Origin of the sequence: Streptomyces sp. NPDC006294 (genome assembly GCF_042870895.1) — a bacterium.
GTDB lineage: Bacteria > Actinomycetota > Actinomycetes > Streptomycetales > Streptomycetaceae > Streptomyces.
This window is the reverse complement of sequence record NZ_JBIAHV010000004.1, coordinates 24,334-41,118: the sequence shown is the minus strand read 5'-3', so window position 1 is coordinate 41,118 and position 16,785 is coordinate 24,334. Positions and strand designations below refer to the sequence as shown.

Annotated in this window: 15 protein-coding genes and 1 pseudogene; 10 read left to right on the top strand and 6 right to left on the bottom strand. The window is 73.0% G+C overall.

Translation table 11 applies throughout. The features are described from left to right. Window positions 1–68: 68 nt before the first annotated feature. Window positions 69–1,112 carry an endonuclease/exonuclease/phosphatase family protein gene (locus ACFYOP_RS08040; protein WP_356891478.1) on the bottom strand — a complete coding sequence of 348 codons (1,044 nt, stop codon included), beginning with the start codon at window positions 1,110–1,112 and terminating at the stop codon, window positions 69–71. A gap of 325 nt (window positions 1,113–1,437) precedes the next feature. Here ACFYOP_RS08040 and panB point away from each other — a divergent pair, with 325 nt between their 5' ends. From panB to ACFYOP_RS08020, 4 genes are all read left to right on the top strand, one after another. Beyond that, entirely contained in the window at window positions 1,438–2,298 is an 861-nt protein-coding gene (gene panB / locus ACFYOP_RS08035) for a 3-methyl-2-oxobutanoate hydroxymethyltransferase (protein ID WP_356891476.1), read from the top strand. Window positions 2,299–2,459: 161 nt separating this feature from the next. Continuing rightward, complete coding sequence (locus tag ACFYOP_RS08030; RefSeq protein WP_356891474.1) at window positions 2,460–2,822, top strand: cupin domain-containing protein; 363 nt, start codon at window positions 2,460–2,462, stop codon at window positions 2,820–2,822. Window positions 2,823–2,913: 91 nt separating this feature from the next. Continuing rightward, on the top strand, window positions 2,914–3,921 hold the full coding sequence (locus ACFYOP_RS08025) for an ATP-binding cassette domain-containing protein (protein ID WP_356891472.1): 1,008 nt from the start codon (window positions 2,914–2,916) through the stop codon (window positions 3,919–3,921). After that, window positions 3,918–4,739, top strand: coding sequence for an ABC transporter permease (locus ACFYOP_RS08020; protein WP_356891470.1), 822 nt, complete (start codon window positions 3,918–3,920; stop codon window positions 4,737–4,739). Before ACFYOP_RS08025 ends, ACFYOP_RS08020 begins: the two co-directional genes overlap by 4 nt. Window positions 4,740–4,756: 17 nt before the next feature. Here ACFYOP_RS08020 and ACFYOP_RS08015 read toward each other — a convergent pair whose 3' ends face one another. Beyond that, on the bottom strand, window positions 4,757–8,206 hold the full coding sequence (locus tag ACFYOP_RS08015) for a BTAD domain-containing putative transcriptional regulator (protein ID WP_356891468.1): 3,450 nt from the start codon (window positions 8,204–8,206) through the stop codon (window positions 4,757–4,759). A 166-nt stretch (window positions 8,207–8,372) separates the two neighbouring features. On the opposite strand from ACFYOP_RS08015, the gene ACFYOP_RS08010 reads away from it, so the two are divergent. Then, on the top strand, window positions 8,373–9,173 hold the full coding sequence (locus ACFYOP_RS08010; protein WP_356891466.1) for a site-2 protease family protein: 801 nt from the start codon (window positions 8,373–8,375) through the stop codon (window positions 9,171–9,173). A 31-nt stretch (window positions 9,174–9,204) separates the two neighbouring features. On the opposite strand, the gene ACFYOP_RS08005 is transcribed toward ACFYOP_RS08010, so the two are convergent. Both ACFYOP_RS08005 and npdG read right to left on the bottom strand, forming a co-directional pair. Beyond that, a complete protein-coding gene (locus tag ACFYOP_RS08005; RefSeq protein WP_356891465.1) occupies window positions 9,205–9,387 on the bottom strand; it encodes a hypothetical protein in 183 nt (60 codons plus the stop codon). A gap of 94 nt (window positions 9,388–9,481) precedes the next feature. After that, on the bottom strand, window positions 9,482–10,201 hold the full coding sequence (npdG, locus tag ACFYOP_RS08000) for an NADPH-dependent F420 reductase (RefSeq protein ID WP_356891463.1): 720 nt from the start codon (window positions 10,199–10,201) through the stop codon (window positions 9,482–9,484). A gap of 95 nt (window positions 10,202–10,296) precedes the next feature. Between npdG and ACFYOP_RS07995 the strand changes: the two genes are divergently transcribed. After that, complete coding sequence (locus ACFYOP_RS07995; protein WP_356891461.1) at window positions 10,297–10,917, top strand: hypothetical protein; 621 nt, start codon at window positions 10,297–10,299, stop codon at window positions 10,915–10,917. A gap of 43 nt (window positions 10,918–10,960) precedes the next feature. Continuing rightward, window positions 10,961–12,232 (top strand): MFS transporter, encoded by a 1,272-nt coding sequence (locus ACFYOP_RS07990; RefSeq protein ID WP_356891459.1) that lies wholly within the window; start codon window positions 10,961–10,963, stop codon window positions 12,230–12,232. Between the two features lie 316 nt (window positions 12,233–12,548). Here ACFYOP_RS07990 and ACFYOP_RS07985 read toward each other — a convergent pair whose 3' ends face one another. Next, complete coding sequence (locus ACFYOP_RS07985; protein ID WP_356891457.1) at window positions 12,549–12,779, bottom strand: hypothetical protein; 231 nt, start codon at window positions 12,777–12,779, stop codon at window positions 12,549–12,551. A gap of 58 nt (window positions 12,780–12,837) precedes the next feature. Here ACFYOP_RS07985 and map point away from each other — a divergent pair, with 58 nt between their 5' ends. Both map and ACFYOP_RS07975 read left to right on the top strand, forming a co-directional pair. Continuing rightward, window positions 12,838–13,695: a type I methionyl aminopeptidase gene (gene map, locus ACFYOP_RS07980; protein WP_356891455.1), complete on the top strand. Its 858-nt coding sequence runs from the start codon at window positions 12,838–12,840 to the stop codon at window positions 13,693–13,695. 104 nt (window positions 13,696–13,799) lie between these two features. Continuing rightward, window positions 13,800–14,462, top strand: a pseudogene (locus tag ACFYOP_RS07975) (heme oxygenase (biliverdin-producing)). A gap of 40 nt (window positions 14,463–14,502) precedes the next feature. On the opposite strand, the gene ACFYOP_RS07970 reads toward ACFYOP_RS07975, so the two are convergent. After that, on the bottom strand, window positions 14,503–15,300 hold the full coding sequence (locus ACFYOP_RS07970; protein WP_356891453.1) for a PhzF family phenazine biosynthesis protein: 798 nt from the start codon (window positions 15,298–15,300) through the stop codon (window positions 14,503–14,505). A gap of 332 nt (window positions 15,301–15,632) precedes the next feature. Between ACFYOP_RS07970 and efeO the strand changes: the two genes are divergently transcribed. Continuing rightward, complete coding sequence (gene efeO, locus ACFYOP_RS07965) at window positions 15,633–16,784, top strand: iron uptake system protein EfeO (RefSeq protein WP_356891451.1); 1,152 nt, start codon at window positions 15,633–15,635, stop codon at window positions 16,782–16,784. Window position 16,785: the final 1 nt, after the last annotated feature.

The window sequence follows — 16,785 nt, the reverse complement described above, 5'->3', positions numbered from 1 at the left end:
CGCCGCGCGGAGCGCGGTACCGGGCCGGGGGCGGAGCCCCCGTCAGGGGAGGGGCGGCGTGGGGAAGGTCACAGCGTGACGCTCGCCGCGATCGGCAGGTGGTCGCTCGGCGTGCGCGGCAGCGTCCACGACGACACCGGCTCCACCCCCCGCACCATGATCTGGTCGATCCGCGCCATCGGGAACGCCGCCGGCCAGCTGAAGCCGAACCCGTCGCCCGCCGCGCCCTGGGTGGAGCGCATCTGGGACGTGACGGCGTTGAGGGAGCGGTCGTTCATCGTGCCGTTGAGGTCGCCGAGCAGCACGACCCGGTCCACCCGCTCGCGGGCGATCGCCTCGCCCAGCGCGTCGGCGCTGTTGTCGCGCTGGTTGGCGGTGAACCCGGCGTTGAGCTTCACACGCACCGACGGCATGTGCGCGACGTACACCGCCACCTCTCCCCCGGGCACCGCGACCGTCGCGCGCATGGCGCGGACCCAGCCCATCCGGATGTCGACGGGGACCGTGCCGGTCAGCGGGTACTTGCTCCACAGGCCGACCGTGCCCTCCACCGCGTGGTAGCGGTACGTACCGGCCAGGGCCCCCTCGTACGCCGCGACCTGCCGGGCCGGCAGCTCCTGGAGGGCAAGCACGTCCGCGCCCGAGGCGGCGACGTCCCGCGCGGTGCCCGCCGGGTCCGGGTTGTCGGCGTTCACGTTGTGCGTGGCGACCGTCAGATCACCCCGGTCGTGGCCCGCCTCCGCGGCCTTGCCGGTCAGCAGCCCGCCGAAGAGATTGAGCCACACGGCCAGCGGCAGCACCGCGGCGATCAGCGCGGTCGCGGAGCGCCGCAGCAGCGCCCCGGCGGCGATCAGCGGGACGAAGACGCCGAACCACGGCAGGAACGTCTCGGTCAGACTGCCGAGGTTCCCGATCCGGTTGGGGATCCGCGCGTGCAGCGCCATCAGCAGGGCGATCAGCACGGCGCAGACCGCGAGGACGACGCCGCGCCGCCAGACTCCCCGGTCCCCGCGCCACCGCGCGGGCAGGAGACTCCCCAGTCTCCCGGCGAGGGAGCCGGTGGACGTCCGGGCTGCGTCGTTCCCCTTTGCCGCCGTGTACGCCTGCGCCATAAATGCTGTCCTCACTGCCTTGCCGTCCCACCGGCCTCGCCGCCGTCCTATGGACCCTAGGCGATGGCCGGTGGCCACTCTGCCGTCCGGGGACGGCCGTACTGCCTCGATGACGACGGAGCGCCGCGCCGGGTTCCTGGAGCCGGCGCCGGCGGCCACGCTGTGACAGAACGGGCACACTTCGCCGTGCCCGGCGTGGCGACGGGCGTCGCGACTCGGCCGTGTGACGGGGTCCTCTTTTCCCGGGGCGGCATGTAGTGCCACCATGGAGGCGGTCCGGGGACGCCGTGAGGGCGCCTCGAGATGACGAAGGAGCCGAATTCTCATGACGCTTCAGCCTGCGCGGAACGCTCCCGACAGCAGCAAGGCGCTGTACGGCGGCAAGCAGACGCGCCGCATCACCGTCCACGACGTCGCCGCCGCCAAGGAGCGCGGCGAGAAGTGGCCGATGCTCACCGCCTACGACGCGATGACCGCGTCCGTGTTCGACGAGGCGGGCATCCCCGTGGTGCTGGTGGGCGACTCGATGGGCAACTGCCACCTGGGCTACGAGACCACCGTGCCGGTCACGATGGACGAGATGACCCTGCTGTCGGCGGCCGTCGTACGGGGCACCAGGCGCGCCCTCGTCGTCGGCGACCTGCCCTTCGGCGCGTACCAGGAGGGCCCGGTCCAGGCGCTGCGCAACGCGACCCGGCTGGTCAAGGAGGCGGGGGTCGGCGCGGTCAAGCTGGAGGGCGGCGAGCGTTCGCTGGCCCAGACCGAGCTGATCGTGCAGTCCGGCATCCCGGTCATGTCGCACCTGGGTCTGACCCCGCAGTCCGTGAACACCATGGGCTACCGGGTGCAGGGCCGCAGCGACGAGGCCGCGCACAAGCTGATCCGCGACGCCAAGGCCGCCCAGGACGCGGGCGCGTTCGCCGTGGTCCTCGAGCTGGTCCCGGCCGAGCTCGCCGCCGAGGTCACCCGCTCCCTGCACATCCCCACCATCGGCATCGGCGCCGGCCCGGACACCGACGCCCAGGTCCTGGTCTGGACCGACATGGCCGGTCTGACGGGCGGCAAGGTGCCGCGCTTCACCAAGCAGTACGCGAACCTCCGGCAGACCCTCGGCGACGCGGCGAAGGCCTTCGCGGACGACGTGGCGGGCGGCGCGTTCCCCGCCGAGGAGCACAGCTTCCACTGAGCCCCCGAGTTCCCTTCGTCTTTCCTCCGAGTCACGCGCACAGCGCACCGAGCCACTCCCGGCACAGACGACAGCCCGCCGACCGTCCCCCGTCGGCGGGCTGTCGGCGTAGTGTGAGAAGTGGACTCGGGGACCGCAGCACACCGCCGGGAGGCGGGACCATGGCCGCAATCATGAGCAGGAAATTCGACTCGGCCGACGAGACCCGTGCGTTCAAGGACGGGAAGGGAAAGCTGGACCTCATCAACACCGAGCACGGGCCGGTCGGCCGGGCGGTGTTCGAACCGGGCTGGCGCTGGTCCACCCACGTCAAGCCGATCGCGGGCACCGACAGCTGCGAGGCCGCGCACATGGGCTACGCCGTCAGCGGCCGGATGAAGGTCGTCATGGACAGCGGCGAGACCCTCGAGATCGGCCCCGGCGACCTCATCTCCGTCCCGCCGGGACACGACGCCTGGACCGTCGGTGACGAGCCGTGCGTGATGCTCGACTGGGCGGGCTTCGGGGACTACGCCAAGTCCTGACCTGCGCGAACGACAGGCCGCCGACCTCTCGTCGGCGGCCTGTCGGCGCTCTGTCGGCCGTCTGTCGGCGCGCCCGGGCACCGTGGCAGGCATGACGCGAACCGACAAGAACGCCGTCGAGGTACGGGGCCTCGTGAAGCACTACGGCGAGACGAAGGCGCTCGACGGGGTGGACCTCGACGTCCGTGAGGGAACGGTCCTCGGGGTCCTCGGCCCCAACGGCGCCGGCAAGACCACTCTCGTACGCTGCCTGTCCACCCTGGTCGTCCCCGACGCCGGCCGGGCGACGGTCAACGGCTACGACGTGGTGAAGCAGCCCCGGCAGCTGCGCCGCACCATCGGGCTCACCGGCCAGTACGCCTCGGTCGACGAGAAGCTCTCCGGCCGGGAGAACCTGTACATGATCGGGCGGCTGCTGGACCTGTCCCGCAAGGACGCCCGCCGCCGCGCGGACGAGCTGCTGGAGCGCTTCTCCCTCACCGAGGCCGCCAAGCGGCCCGCCGCCCAGTACTCGGGCGGTATGCGGCGCCGGCTCGACCTCGCCGCCTCCATGATCGGCCGGCCCGCCGTGCTCTGTCTGGACGAGCCGACGACCGGGCTCGACCCCCGTACCCGGGGCGAGGTCTGGGACGAGGTGCGGCGGATGGTCGCCGAGGGTGCGACCGTGCTGCTCACCACCCAGTACATGGAGGAGGCGGAACAGCTCGCCGGCGAGCTGACCGTCATCGACCGGGGCCGGGTCATCGCCGGCGGCGCCGTGGCGGAGCTGAAGGCCAGGGTCGGCGGGCGCACGCTGCGGATCCGGCCGAGCGATTCCACCCAACTCGCCGCCATGGCACGGGCGGTGGCCGAGGCCGGGCTCGACGGCGCCGCAGGGGCGTCGGCCGTCCCGGACGAAGGACAGCTGTACGTACAGATCATGAGCGACGAGCAACTCACCGCCGTCGTCGGCCTGCTGAGCGGCCGGGGGCTGTCCATCGCGCACATCGACACCCATCTGCCCAGCCTGGACGAGGTGTTCCTCGCCCTCACCGGTGAGAGGACCTCGCCCGTCCTTGCCGAGGAAGCCGGCACGATCCCCGAGGAGGTCGCGGCATGAGCGCGGCAGCACCCACCGCCCCCGCCGCCCCCCGGACGGAGGGGCGGATCGGACTGCGGTCCGGCCTGCGGCACATCGGCGCCCTGGTGCGCCGCAACGCCCTGCAGATCAAGCAGGACCCGGAGTCGATGTTCGACGTCCTGCTGATGCCCATCATGTTCACGCTGCTGTTCGTGTACGTCTTCGGCGGCGCGATCTCCGGCAAGGGCAACCAGGACGCGTACGTCAACTACGTGGTCCCCGGCCTGATGGCGATGATGGGCCTGAACATCGCCATGGCCGTCGGTACGGGCATCAACGACGACTTCAGGAAGGGTGTGATGGACCGGTTCCGGACGATGCCCATCGCCCGCTCGTCGGTGCTCATCGCCAAGATCGTGGTCGAGGTCGGCCGGATGGTGATCGCCATCGTCATCCTGCTCGGTATGGGCTTCCTGCTGGGGATGGAGATCAAGACCTCCGTGCCCGCGCTGCTGGCGGCCGTCGGGCTCTCGCTGCTCTTCGGCGCCTCGCTGACGTGGGTCTTCATACTGCTGGGGCTGACGATGAAGACGGCGCAGGCCGTCCAGGGGGTGGCCATGCTGGTGCTGGTGCCGCTGCAGTTCGGGTCGTCGATCTTCTCGCCGCCGTCGACCATGCCGGGCTGGCTGAAGACGTTCACCGACTACAACCCGCTCTCCAACCTCGCCGACGCCGCCCGCGCGCTGATCAACGGCGGGCCGGTCGCCGGGTCGGTGTGGACGACGCTGGCCTGGACGGCGGCGATCACCGCGGTGACGGCGCCGCTGGCCGTCGCCAAGTTCCGCAGGAAGACCTGACGTCCGGTCCTCGGCGCTCAGCCCGTGGCACGCACCAGGGCGGCGGCCTCCTCCAGGGTGAGGCCGCCGCCGTCGGCGTACGCGGCGTCGTAGGCGGCGTCCCCGAGGGCGGCGCGGGCGGCGTCCTCGGCGAGGCCCCGGTTCTCCCGCTCCAGAGCCGTCCTGAAGTGGCCCGGCGGCAGCAGGCCCTCGTACGCGCCGAGCAGCCGCGCCGCGAGCACGGCGTCGCCGGCGCCCGCGAGCGCGCGGGCCGCGGTGAGGACGTGCGCGGCGGGCATCTGCGGCGCGACCATCATGGACAGCGGCTCCATGGCGTACGCGAGCGCCGTACGGACTCCGGCGCACGCCTCGGCATGGCGGCCGTCGACCGCGTCCAGCCAGGCGAGGAAGCCGATGACCATGCCCTCGAAGATGGCGAGCGTGTCGGTCGTGAGGTCCTGGCGCAGCGCCGCCAGTTCGCCGCGCGCCTCTTCGATGCGGCCCGAGCGGCCCAGCCGCGTCGCGAGCACCATCCGGGCCAGTGGCCTGGCCTCGTACCCGGCGTCGTGTCCCGCGGCCAGCACCTCGCGCACGATCGCCTCGGCCTCGGCCCCGCGGCCCTGCTCCAGCAGGGCGTTGGCGAGGCGGCCGCGGAGCAGGTGGGCCTGGCCATGGGCGCCGAGCGTGGCGGTGTGCTCGACGGCCGCCCGGTAGTCGGCGACGGCCTCCTCGTACGCTCCCTGACGCTCGTGGGCCTCGCCGCGGGAGGCGAGTGCCTCGGCCACGCCCCAGGCGTCCCCGAGCCGTTCGAAGATCCGCAGGCTGCGGTCGGCGTCGCGGTGGGCGTCGCCTGCCCACATGCCGCGATTGGCGAGGATGTTGGCCCGCCACTGGAGGGCGTTGGCCAGTTCCCACTCCGGGCCGTGCTCCTCCGCGGTCCGCACAGTCAGGTCGAGGACGTGGCGCACCCGGTCGCCGTCGCCGGTGATCAGTACCGCGTAGAACCAGAGCGAGGTGGGAAAGCGGCAGATCTGCGGCGGACCCGCGTCGTAGACGGCGACGACGCGGCTCAGCCACTCGAGTTTCTCCGGGGTGGTCCACTCCTCGACGCCGTGGTCCATGCTGACCATCCGGATCAGCGCGGCCTGCCGCCGGGCCTCGGAGAGCAGTTCGGGCCGCATCGGCGGGGGCGCGTCGGTGCAGCGCTCGGTGACGGGGGGCGCCGGGCGCACGGGAGGCGCGAAGGGGTCCGGGTACAGGGTGGACACGGCTTGGGTCCACTGGCGTGCGTCGGTGCGCAGATCCTGCATGTGCCAGTACCAGGACAGGGAGACGACGAGGCACAGGGCCTCGTGTTCGTCGCGGGCGGCGACGGCCCGTCGCAGGGCGGTGCGCAGGTTCTCGTACTCGCGCCGCAGCAGGGCGAGGGCGGTGTGCTGTCCGTGACCGCGGAGCCGGGGGTCGGTGGTGCGGGCCAGCTCCCGGTAGTGCACGAGGTGCCGCCGCTCTGCCGCGGCCCGCTCCCCTGCCTCGTCGAGCCGTTCCGCGGCGTACTCGGCGACGGTCTCGAGCAGCCGGTACCGCATCTGCCCGTCGGCGGCGGGCTCGGCGACGACGAGCGACTTGTCGACAAGGGCGCCGATGACGTCCGCGACGTCATCCACGTGTGTACGGCCCTGCCCGTCGTCGGCGGCACGGGTGCTCCCCTGCCCGTTGCCCTCGTGCGCCGGGGCGGCCGCCGTCGGGGAAGGCGCCGAGGCCGGCGATCGGCCGGCCGTGAACCCGCCACCGGGCGCGGATGAACCGGGCCCGGCGGCGACGGACGCCGCCCGGGCGCCGGTCGGCGCCGCCGGGCAGATCGCCTCGGCGGCGGCGAGGTCGCAGCCGCCGGCGAAGACCGAGAGGCGGCGGAGCACGGCCCGTTCCGGCGCGGTCAGCAGGTCCCAGGACCAGTCGACGACCGCGCGCAGCGTCTGCTGGCGCGGCAGGACCGTACGGGCCCCGCTGGTCAGCAGGCGGAACCGGTCGTCGAGACGGTCGGCGATCTGCCGCGGGGTGAGCATCCGCAGCCGCGCCGCGGCCAGTTCGACGGCGAGCGGCAGGCCGTCGAGACGGCGGCAGATCTCCGCGGCGGCGGTGGCCGTCTCCTCGTCCGCGTCGACGCGGAAGCCCGGCCGCGCGGACGCGCCCCGGTCGGCGAACAGCCGCAGGGCCATCGGCTCCGGCAACGGGTCGACCGGGCGGACCTGCTCGCCGGGGACGCCGAGCGGTTCGCGGCTGGTGGCCAGGACCGTCACACCGGGGCAGGTCTCCAGCAGGCGCTCCGCCAGCGCCGCCGCGGCCTCGACGACGTGCTCGCAGTTGTCGAGGAGCACGAGCATCCGGCGCCGGGCGCAGTGCTCGGTGAGGCGCACCAGCGGGTCGTCGCCGTGCGGGTCGGCGGCGCGCAACTCCTCCGCGCCGGCGCCGCGCAGCACCGTCTCGCGTGCGCCGAGCGCGGTGAGCACCGCCTCCGGTACGGCCGACGGGTCGTCCACCGGCGCGAGTTCGGCGATCCAGACGCCGTCCGGCCAGGGGTTGCCGGGGTGGGCGGCGGCCTGCTCCGCGGCCTCCTGGGAGAGCCGGGTCTTGCCCGCGCCGCCGGGGCCGAGCAGCGTCACCAGCCGGGTGCGGACCAGGTCGTCGCGGATCTCGCGGAGTTCGGGTCCGCGGCCGACGAAGCTGGTGAGCCGGGCGCGCAGATTGCCGGCGGGGGCGGCGGGCGCTGCCGGAGGGTTCAGCAACTCGGCGTGCAGCGCGGCAAGTTCGGGGCCGGGATCGGCGCCGAGCCGGCCGGCCAGTTCGCGGCGCACTTCCTCGTACGCGGCCAGCGCCTGCGCGGCCCGGCCGGTGTCCCGCAGGGCGCGGATGCGCAGGGCCTGGAGCCGCTCGTCGAGCGGATGCGCCTCGCACAGCGCGGCGAGCTCCGGCAGGGCGTCCGGTGCGCCGCCGAGGGCGAGCGCCGCCGAGAGGCGCGCACGGCGGGCGTCCAGCCGGCGGGCCTCCCACCGCGCCTGTGCCGCCGTGCGGTCCGGCAGGTCGGCCAGGACCGGACCGCGCCACAGTGCGAGCGCGTCGTCGAGGAGGGCCGCGGCCTTCGCCGCGTCGCCGTCCTCCAGCGCCCGCACCCCGTCCCCGGTGAGCCGGTCGAAGCGGTGGAGGTCCACGTCGTCGGCGTCGGCGCGCAGCCGGTAGCCGCCGTCGGCGGAGGTGACGGCGGCGTGCCCCAGGGCCCGCCGCAGCCGGCCGACGAGGGCCTGCACGGCGCCGGTCGCGTCGGCGGGCGGGTCGCCGTCCCACACCTCGTCGACCAGGACGTGCACCGGGACCGTGCGCCCCGTGCGGAGCGCGAGCACCGCCAGCAGGGCGCGCAGCCGGGCGCCGCCGAGCCGGACGGGCGTGCCGTCGTCGTGGACGGCCTGGGTGGTGCCGAGCAGGAGATAGCGCACCCGCCCATTGTCCCCCGCGGCGGCCGCGGTCCGGCGCCGCTCGGGCCGGACGAGGAACCGTGACCGGCCTCCTGGACGTTTCACCCCGTGTCACCGGTACGGTCTACAGCGCACCTGTCCCGCCGTGCCCGCCCGGCACGCCCGCAGCCCTCCAGGAGTGACGTTCATGACCACCGCCGCCAGGCGCCACAGCGACCGCGCCGTCAGTCCCGTCTTCCTCGGGATCGCCGCGGTGATGGCGGTCACCGGCTGGGCGGTGTGGACCGGCTTCTCGGCCAACCCCGGGCTCGCCGTCTTCCTGTTCGTCGTCTCCGCGTGGATCGTCTCGCTCTGCCTGCACGAGTACGCGCACGCCCGCACCGCGCTGCACGGCGGCGACATCTCGATCGGCGCCAAGGGCTATCTGACGCTGAACCCGCTGAAGTACACGCACGCGCTGCTGAGCATCGTGCTGCCGGTCGTCTTCGTGATCATGGGCGGCATCGGTCTGCCGGGCGGCGCGGTCTTCATCGAGCGGAACCGCATCAGCGGCCGCTGGAAGCACAGCGTGATCTCGGCCGCCGGCCCGCTGACGAACGTGCTGTTCGCCGCCGTGTGCACCGCGCCGTTCTGGCTGGACGCGCTGGACGGCGTGCCGGTCGAGTTCCGGTTCGCGCTCGCGTTCCTCGCGATGCTCCAGGTCACCGCCGCGATCCTGAACTTCCTGCCGATCCCCGGCCTGGACGGCTACGGCGTGATCGAGCCCTGGCTCTCGTACAAGGTGCGCCGGCAGGTGGAGCCGATCGCGCCGTTCGGGCTGATCATCGTCTTCGTGATCCTGTTCATCCCCGAGGTCAACGCCGTGTTCTTCGACACCATCTACGCGATCATGGAATCGCTCGGGGTGGACGAGCTCGGCATCTACTGCGGCCGGGATCTGTTCGAGTTCTGGAACGGGCAGAACGAGTTCTGCGCGACCGCGGCCTGACGGCGTCCCGGCGCCTGAGGCGTCAGGCCGGTCAGGCGCCGGCCGCCGCGCGCTCCGCCTTCGCCCGGCGCAGGTAGTACCAGGCCATGTTCGACGACACCCCGGCGAGCAGCACCCATACGATCCCGAGCCACATGCCCTGCACGAAGGAGATCACCGCCGCGACGACGGCGAGGGCGCAGACGGCGAGCGAGTAGAGAGCGAGGCGGGGCATGGGGTACGGCTCCTGTCGTGTCCTTCAGGGGTGATACGTCCCCTCCAGTGTCCCCCATGCCCCGCGGGCCTCCGCACCCGCCGCGGGTCACCCGCTACACGTCGGTGACGCGCAGCCCCGCGTGCGCCTTGTAACGGCGGTTCACCGAGATCAGGTTGGCCACCAGCGACTCCACCTGGTGGGCATTGCGCAGCCGTCCGGCGAACACGCCCCGCATACCGGGGATACGGGCGGCCAGCGCCTGCACGATGTCGGTGTCGGCGCGGACCTCGCCGAGCACCATCACATCGGTGTCGATCTCCTCGATCGTCTCGTCCTGCAGCAGCACGGCCGACAGATGGTGGAAGGCGGCCGTGACCCGCGAGTCGGGCAGCAGGACGGCGGCCTGCTCGGCGGCGCTGCCCTCCTCCGGCTTCAGCGCGTACGCGCCCTTCTTGTCGAAACCGAGCGGGTTGACGCAGTCGACGACGAGCTTGCCGACGAGCTCCTTCTGCAGCGTCTCCAGCGTCTTGGCGTGCCCGTCCCACGGCACCGCCACGATCACCACGTCGCTGCGCCGCGCGCACTCGGCGTTGTCGGCGCCCTCGATGCCGAGTCCCAGTTCCTCCGCGGCGGCCTCGGCGCGCTCCACGGATCGCGAGCCGATGATCACCTTCTGGCCGGCCCTGGCCAGCCGGTAGGCGAGCCCGCGCCCCTGGTCGCCGGTCCCGCCGAGGACGCCGACCACGAGGTCCGAAACATCCGGAAGCTCCCAGGGGTCCTTCGCCGGGGCCTTGGGCGCGGCGCCGGAACTGTCAGTACCAGTAGTAGTCATGGGCCGACTTTACTTCGCGGGCCTCGTGGTCCCGTTCGGGTGAGACGCGGCCGACCCGGCCGCGCGCGACCCCGGTCCGGTGCAGGATGCGCGCCATGGATGCCGTACGCGTCGCGCTCCTGCGCGAAGTCCTCGCCGGAACCCAGTGGCCCGCGGCGACCCGGCGGTTCGCCCGCGCGCTGCGGTCCTCCGTGGTGCCCCGGGGCGGCGGACTGCTGCTGGTGGGGACGGAGGAGTACGAGCCGTGGCACATGGCCGCGCACCTCGTCGACGAGGCCGCGTGGTCGGGGCAGCCGGAGCTGGCGCCGACGCTCGTACGGCACCGGGTGCGGGCCGCGGACCCGGCGCACCTGGCCGTCGGGCTCGGCCGGCTCGAGGCGGCCGGACGCGGCGAGACGCTGCTCGTGGTGGCACCCGCGCCGCCGGGCGAGGGCTTGCTGGAGCGGGTCCACGACGCACGGCGGGCGGGTGCGACGGTCCTGGCGCTCGACGACGGCGACCCCGAGGTGCACGGCCTGGCGCACGAGGCGCTGACGGTGCCGGGCGCCGACCACGCGGAGGGCGCGGCGGAGATCGACATCGACACGGTGCAGCACCTGGTGAGCGCGGCGGCGGGCGAGAACTGCCTGCCCGCGCCGCGCGGCCGCTCCCGGCTGCGGGACCGGCTCTCCCGGCTGGCGGACCAGCTCACCGCGCCCCCGCCCGCGCGCTGGTAATTCGGTTGCCCGGGGCTCCTGGGCGACAGGAGCATGGCCCCTCGTGACCTCCAAGCTCTCCGCCGTGCTGCCCGATCTCGCGCCGTGGCGGTCGTCCCGCGGCTTCCGGCTGCTGTGGACCCAGGGGCTGGTCACCTACTTCGCCAGTGCGATGGCGATGATCGCCCTGCCGCTCCAGATCAAGGACCTGACCGGCTCGCCCCTCGCCGTGGGCGCGATGGGCGCGGTGGAGCTGGTCCCGCTGGTCGTCTTCGGTCTCTACGGCGGCGCGCTCGCGGACGCCGTGGACCGCCGGAAGGTGATTCTCGCCACCGAGGCCGCGCTCGGTCTGCTGGCGGGCGTCCTGCTCGTGAACGCGGCGCTGCCCGAGCCGCTGCTGTGGCCGCTGTACCTGGTGGCGGCCGGGGTCTCCGCGTGCGCGGGACTCCAGCGGCCGGCGCTCGACTCGCTGCTGGCCCGGATCGTGCCCCACGACCAGCTCACGGCCGCCGCCGCGCTGAACTCCATCCGCTGGCAGCTCGGCGCGATCGCCGGCCCGGCGGTCGCGGGCGTCGTGGTGGCCTACGCGGGTCACGCCACGGCGTACGGGCTCACGGTCGCCGGCTTCGCCGTCTCCGTGCTCATGTGCCTGCGCCTCGACCCGGCGCCGCCGGCCCACGACGCCGAGAAACCGTCCCTGCGCGGCATCGCGGAGGGCGCACGGTACGCGTGGTCCCGCCCGGTGTTGCTGGGGACGTACGCGGTCGACCTGGCGGCGATGCTGCTCGCCTTCCCCCACACGATCTTCCCGTTCCTGGCGGACGACCTGGACGCGGAGTGGTCGCTCGGCCTCATGTATGCGGCCGGCTCGGCCGGGTCCGTCCTGCTCAGCCTCTCCAGCGGCTGGACCTCCCGGGTACGCCGGCACGGCCTTCTCGTGATCTTCGGCGCGGCGGGCTGGGGCCTGGCGGTGGCGGCGGCGGGCCTGCTGACGAACATCTGGCTGGTGCTGCTGTGCCTGGCCTTCGCGGGCGCCGGCGACATGCTGAGCGGCCTGGGCCGCTCGACGATCTGGAACCAGACCATCCCCGACGGCCTGCGGGGCCGCCTGGCCGGCATCGAGGTCCTCTCCTACAGCGTCGGCCCCCAGCTGGGCCAGGTCCGCGCCGGCGCGATGGCGGGCTGGACGGGGACCCGGCCGGCGATCTGGGGCGGCGGGGTGGCGTGCGTGGCGGCTGTGGGGTTGCTGGCGGCGGTGCTGCCGAAGCTGGTCACGTACGACGCGGACACGGACCCGGACGCGAGGGCACGGCGGGAGGCGGCGGAGACGTCTTGAGGGGGCGGTGCGCCTACGGCGGGCGTGTTCCCCCACCCTCCCCCTGCGGCCTGGCGGTCGCGGGAGGGCCCCCACCTTCCCGCTGTACCGGATGTGCGGCTCCGCCGCGTGGCGGGGCAGGCCCGGACCCCGGTACCGCGCTCCGCGCGGTGGCCTCAATCCCCGGCGGGGCTGGATATGCCGGGCACATCCAGCCCCGCCGGCGTCTGAGGCGCCGGGTTCGGGGCGGAGCCCCGACAAGACCGGCCAATCCCGGCCCCGCCGGCGTCTGAGGCGCAGGGTCCCCGGGGGCGCAGCGCCCCCGGGCGAGGGCGCGTCAGTCGTCGTCCGGCGCGCGCGACGACCCGTCGTGCCAGCGCGGGTCGTTCTCCCACTCCAGGTTCCGCTCCCGCGCCGTCTCCATCGCCTGCGTCGCCTCCGACCGCGACGCGTACGGGCCGAAGCGGTCCTTCGCCGGGCACTCCGGGCCCTCCTCGACCTTCTTGTGCTGCAGGCAGTAGTACCACTCGCCCGGCTTGCCCACCGTGCGCTTCTTGAACAGGGCCATCGTCGGCTCCTTCCTCTCAGGCCATGCTGCCCCAGCAGGGCTGGTTAGACTCGCTGCCATGTCTGGCCAGTCGCTGCTCGTACCAGGGGAGCTCTCTCCCACCCGTTCCGTCCCCGGCAACATCCGGCGTCCCGAGTATGTCGGGAAGCCGGCGCCGACCCCGTACTCGGGACCGGAGGTCCAGGACTCGGACACCGTCGAGCGGATGCGCATCGCGGGCCGCATCGCCGCGCAGGCGATGGAGGAGGCCGCCAAGCACATCGCGCCGGGGGTGACGACGGACGAACTGGACCGCGTCGCGCACGAGTTCATGTGCGACCACGGCGCCTACCCGTCGACGCTCGGCTACCGCGGGTTCCCGAAGTCGCTGTGCGCCTCGATCAACGAGGTCATCTGCCACGGCATCCCGGACTCCACGGTGCTGCGGGACGGCGACATCGTGAACCTCGACGTCACCGCGTACATCAACGGCGTGCACGGCGACAACAACGCCACCTACCTCTGCGGCGACGTCGACGAGGAGTCGCGGCTGCTCGTCGAGCGCACCCGGGAGTCGCTGAACCGCGCGATCAAGGCGGTCAAGCCGGGCCGCCAGGTCAACGTCATCGGCCGGGTCATCGAGTCGTACGCCAAGCGGTTCGGCTACGGGGTGGTCCGCGACTTCACGGGACACGGGATCAACTCGTCGTTCCACTCCGGGCTGATCATCCCGCACTACGACGCGGCGCACGCCACCACCGTCATCCAGCCGGGGATGACCTTCACCATCGAGCCGATGCTCACTCTCGGTACGTACGAGTACGACATGTGGGACGACGGCTGGACCGTGGTCACGAAGGACCGCAAGCGCACGGCGCAGTTCGAGCACACGCTCGTGGTGACGGACACCGGGGCCGAGATTCTGACGTTGCCCTGAGCCCCGGGGCGGGTAGCGTCTTTACCGACAGGACGTCGGGAACACCTTGGGGGCGACAGCCGTCGCCGTCGCGTTCCAGCCCCTTCGGTCTCGGGAGGCCAGCCTTGGACGCCACCGGCACACCCTTCTCCACGCAGATCCGTCTCGCCTCGCAGGAGCGGCACACCACGGTGCAGACGTCCCACTTCATGGACCACCTGCTCGCGGGCCGCCTCGGCGTCGAGGCGTAGACGCGGTACACCGAGGAGCTGTGGTTCGTCTACCGGGCGCTGGAGCGCGCGGGCGAGGCGCTGCGCGGCGACCCGGTCGCCGGTCCGTTCATCAGGCCCGAGCTGACGCGCACCGCGGAGCTCGAGCGCGACCTCGGGCACCTGCGGGGCGCGGACGTCCGGCCCGGCGACCTCGTACCCCTGCCGGCCACCGCCGCGTACGCCGCCCGGATCGAGGAGTGCGCGCGGACCTGGCCCGCCGGGTATGTGGCGCACCACTACACCCGCTACCTCGGCGACCTCTCCGGCGGCCAGGTGCTGCGCGACGTGGCGGAGAAGACCTGGGGCTTCGACCGCAAGGGCGACGGCGTCCGGTTCTACGTCTTCGAGCGGATCCCGAACCCGGCGGCGTTCAAGCGCGACTACCGCCGGCTGCTGGACGACGTGCGGGCCGACGACCTGGAGAGGCAGCGCATGGTCGACGAATGCCGGCGGGCCTTCGACCACAACGTGGCCATCCTGCGCGAGCTGGAGCGGGAGTTCCCGCTCAGCGCCTGACCCCGCCGCGGCCCGCCGGGCCACGGCGTGTCACGGCGTGTCACGGCAGCAGGAGCGCCGCCGGCACCCGCCCGGTCGGGCCCTGGACGGCGGGGACGCGTACGGCCGGCCGGCCGGCCGCGGCCCCCTCCGGCCGGGGCGTGTCCGTGGCCCGCGGCACGAGGCGTACGCGGCCGCCGATCTCGACGATGCCGTCGGGCCCGGGGGCGGTCAGGATCTGCGAACCGCGGCCCTGCGTGATGTTCAGCGCGCGGCCGAGCCGGTCGGTCAGCAGCAGCGCGGCCGTGCCGGTCGCCTCGTCCTCGGCGGGGCCCCCGGGGAAGGCACGGGCCCGCACCCGGCCCGCCGCCTCGTCCTCCCACGCCCACGCGTAGAGCCCGCCCTCGCCGGGCGGCGGGGCGGGCAGCGCGTCGACCTCCGCCGGTGACGCGTACTGTCCGAGCCGCCACGGCGCCGCCCACTCGGCGCGGGCGGTGATCCAGGTGAACTCGCCGTCGTGGCGCGTCCAGACCTCCCCCACGGGCGGGTTGACGGCCTCCAGGTCGAGCAGCCACGCGGCGCCGACGAGCGGGTTCCCGGCGAAGGACAGCGGCTGCGCGGGGGTATGGATGTCGACGACGCCGCGCTCGGGGTCGTCGACGAACACCGTCTCGCCGAAGCCCAGTTCGGCGGCGAGCGCCTGCCGGGCCCCGCGGTCAGGGTAGCGGCCGGGGTCCCTTACGACCCCGAGGGCGTTTCCGTGCCGCCCGTCGCCGTCACAGAAGACGTGCAGGACGTCGAGTTCGTTCACCTGACACCTCGGTACCTGTGCTTCGGGACAGCGCCGGACATCGGTCATGCTCGTTGGTCAGAACGGTGCGCGGGCGAGAACCGGCACCTGTTGACTCTTTCCGAACGAACCCACGCCTGTCCTCACCTTCGGGAAACGAAGCTTCCAGCGGCATTCAAGCATCTCGGCCGGTGCGCCGGCGGCGCTGCTCGGTCGCGCCGGACGATTCGACTTGACCCGGCCATGGGGTGCCCATGGGACGGTCGAGGGCATGCGGTGACCTTTCCGTTTCCCTTCGCCGGCAATGCGAGCCGGATCACGGCAGGGGGGGATGTGGGCGAGGTAAGCCTCGGTTAAGTTAGGCACGCCTCACTTCCATTTTCGTTACCCGTGGAGCCCCTATGCGAGCCGTCCGCCTCTCCGCCCTCACCGCCCTCGCCACGGCGGCTGCCCTGACCGCCGTCACGGCTTGTGCCGAGAAGAGCGACGCCGAGGGAGGCGGCGCAGCTGTCGGCGTCGTCGCGACGGACGACTCGTGCGAGGTCTCCAAGAAGGAGTTCCCGTCCGGCCATGTCGAACTGGCCGTGGAGAACAAGGGCTCCAAGGTCACCGAGGTCTACATCCTCTTCCCGGACGACCGGATCGTCACCGAGCGCGAGAACATAGGTCCCGGCACCAAGGCGAACATCACCGCCGAGGTACAGGCCGGCGAGTACGAGATCGCCTGCAAGCCCGGCATGAAGGGCGACGGCATCCGGCAGAAGGTCACCGTCACCGGCGGGAAGACCGCGAAGCGCTCGCCCGAGATGGACGCCGCCGTCGCCGCCTACCGCACATACGTGCAGCAGCAGGCCAACGAGACGCTGCCCAAGGTGAAGGTCTTCACCGACGCGGTGCGTGCCGGCGACCTGGAGGCCGCGAGGAAGGCGTACGCCCCCTCCCGCATCGGCTGGGAGCGCACCGAGCCCGTCGCCGAGTCCTTCGGCGACATCGACCCGAAGGTCGACGTCCGTGAGGACGGTCTCGAAGAGGGCCAGGACCCGGCGAAGGACTGGACCGGCTGGCACCGCCTGGAGAAGGCGCTGTGGCAGGACAAGAAGATCGGCGGCGCGGAAAAGAAGCTCGCCGACACCCTGGACGCCGACCTCGCCGACTGGGTCGAGCGCGTCGGCAAGGCCGAGATCACGCCCACTTCCATGGCCAACGGCGCCAAGGAGCTGCTGGACGAGGTCGCCACCGGCAAGGTCACCGGCGAGGAGGAGCGTTACTCCCACACCGACCTGGTCGACTTCAAGGCGAACCTCGAAGGCGCGCAGAAGTCGTACGAACTGCTCAAGCCGATCGCGTCGAAGAACGACGCGAAGCTGGTCGCCGAGCTGGACAAGCAGTTCGCGGCGCTGAACGCGCTGCTCGACGAGTACCGCGAGGACAAGACCTCCTACGCGTTCACCCCGTACGACCAGGTCGGCAAGGCGGAACGCAAGGAGCTCAGCGACGGCGTCAACGCTCTCGCCGAGCCGCTGTCGAAGCTCGCCGCGGCAGTGGTGAAGTAGC

What these genes read in the sequence shown, in the direction of transcription:
- ACFYOP_RS08040 (WP_356891478.1), bottom strand. Translation starts at nt 1,112, where the DNA reads ATGGCGCAGGCGTACACGGCGGCAAAGGGGAACGACGCAGCCCGGACG.
- panB (WP_356891476.1), top strand. Translation starts at nt 1,438, where the DNA reads ATGACGCTTCAGCCTGCGCGGAACGCTCCCGACAGCAGCAAGGCGCTG.
- ACFYOP_RS08030 (WP_356891474.1), top strand. Translation starts at nt 2,460, where the DNA reads ATGGCCGCAATCATGAGCAGGAAATTCGACTCGGCCGACGAGACCCGT.
- ACFYOP_RS08025 (WP_356891472.1), top strand. Translation starts at nt 2,914, where the DNA reads ATGACGCGAACCGACAAGAACGCCGTCGAGGTACGGGGCCTCGTGAAG.
- ACFYOP_RS08020 (WP_356891470.1), top strand. Translation starts at nt 3,918, where the DNA reads ATGAGCGCGGCAGCACCCACCGCCCCCGCCGCCCCCCGGACGGAGGGG.
- ACFYOP_RS08010 (WP_356891466.1), top strand. Translation starts at nt 8,373, where the DNA reads ATGACCACCGCCGCCAGGCGCCACAGCGACCGCGCCGTCAGTCCCGTC.
- ACFYOP_RS08005 (WP_356891465.1), bottom strand. Translation starts at nt 9,387, where the DNA reads ATGCCCCGCCTCGCTCTCTACTCGCTCGCCGTCTGCGCCCTCGCCGTC.
- npdG (WP_356891463.1), bottom strand. Translation starts at nt 10,201, where the DNA reads ATGACTACTACTGGTACTGACAGTTCCGGCGCCGCGCCCAAGGCCCCG.
- ACFYOP_RS07995 (WP_356891461.1), top strand. Translation starts at nt 10,297, where the DNA reads ATGGATGCCGTACGCGTCGCGCTCCTGCGCGAAGTCCTCGCCGGAACC.
- ACFYOP_RS07985 (WP_356891457.1), bottom strand. Translation starts at nt 12,779, where the DNA reads ATGGCCCTGTTCAAGAAGCGCACGGTGGGCAAGCCGGGCGAGTGGTAC.
- map (WP_356891455.1), top strand. Translation starts at nt 12,838, where the DNA reads ATGTCTGGCCAGTCGCTGCTCGTACCAGGGGAGCTCTCTCCCACCCGT.
- ACFYOP_RS07970 (WP_356891453.1), bottom strand. Translation starts at nt 15,300, where the DNA reads ATGACCGATGTCCGGCGCTGTCCCGAAGCACAGGTACCGAGGTGTCAG.
- efeO (WP_356891451.1), top strand. Translation starts at nt 15,633, where the DNA reads ATGCGAGCCGTCCGCCTCTCCGCCCTCACCGCCCTCGCCACGGCGGCT.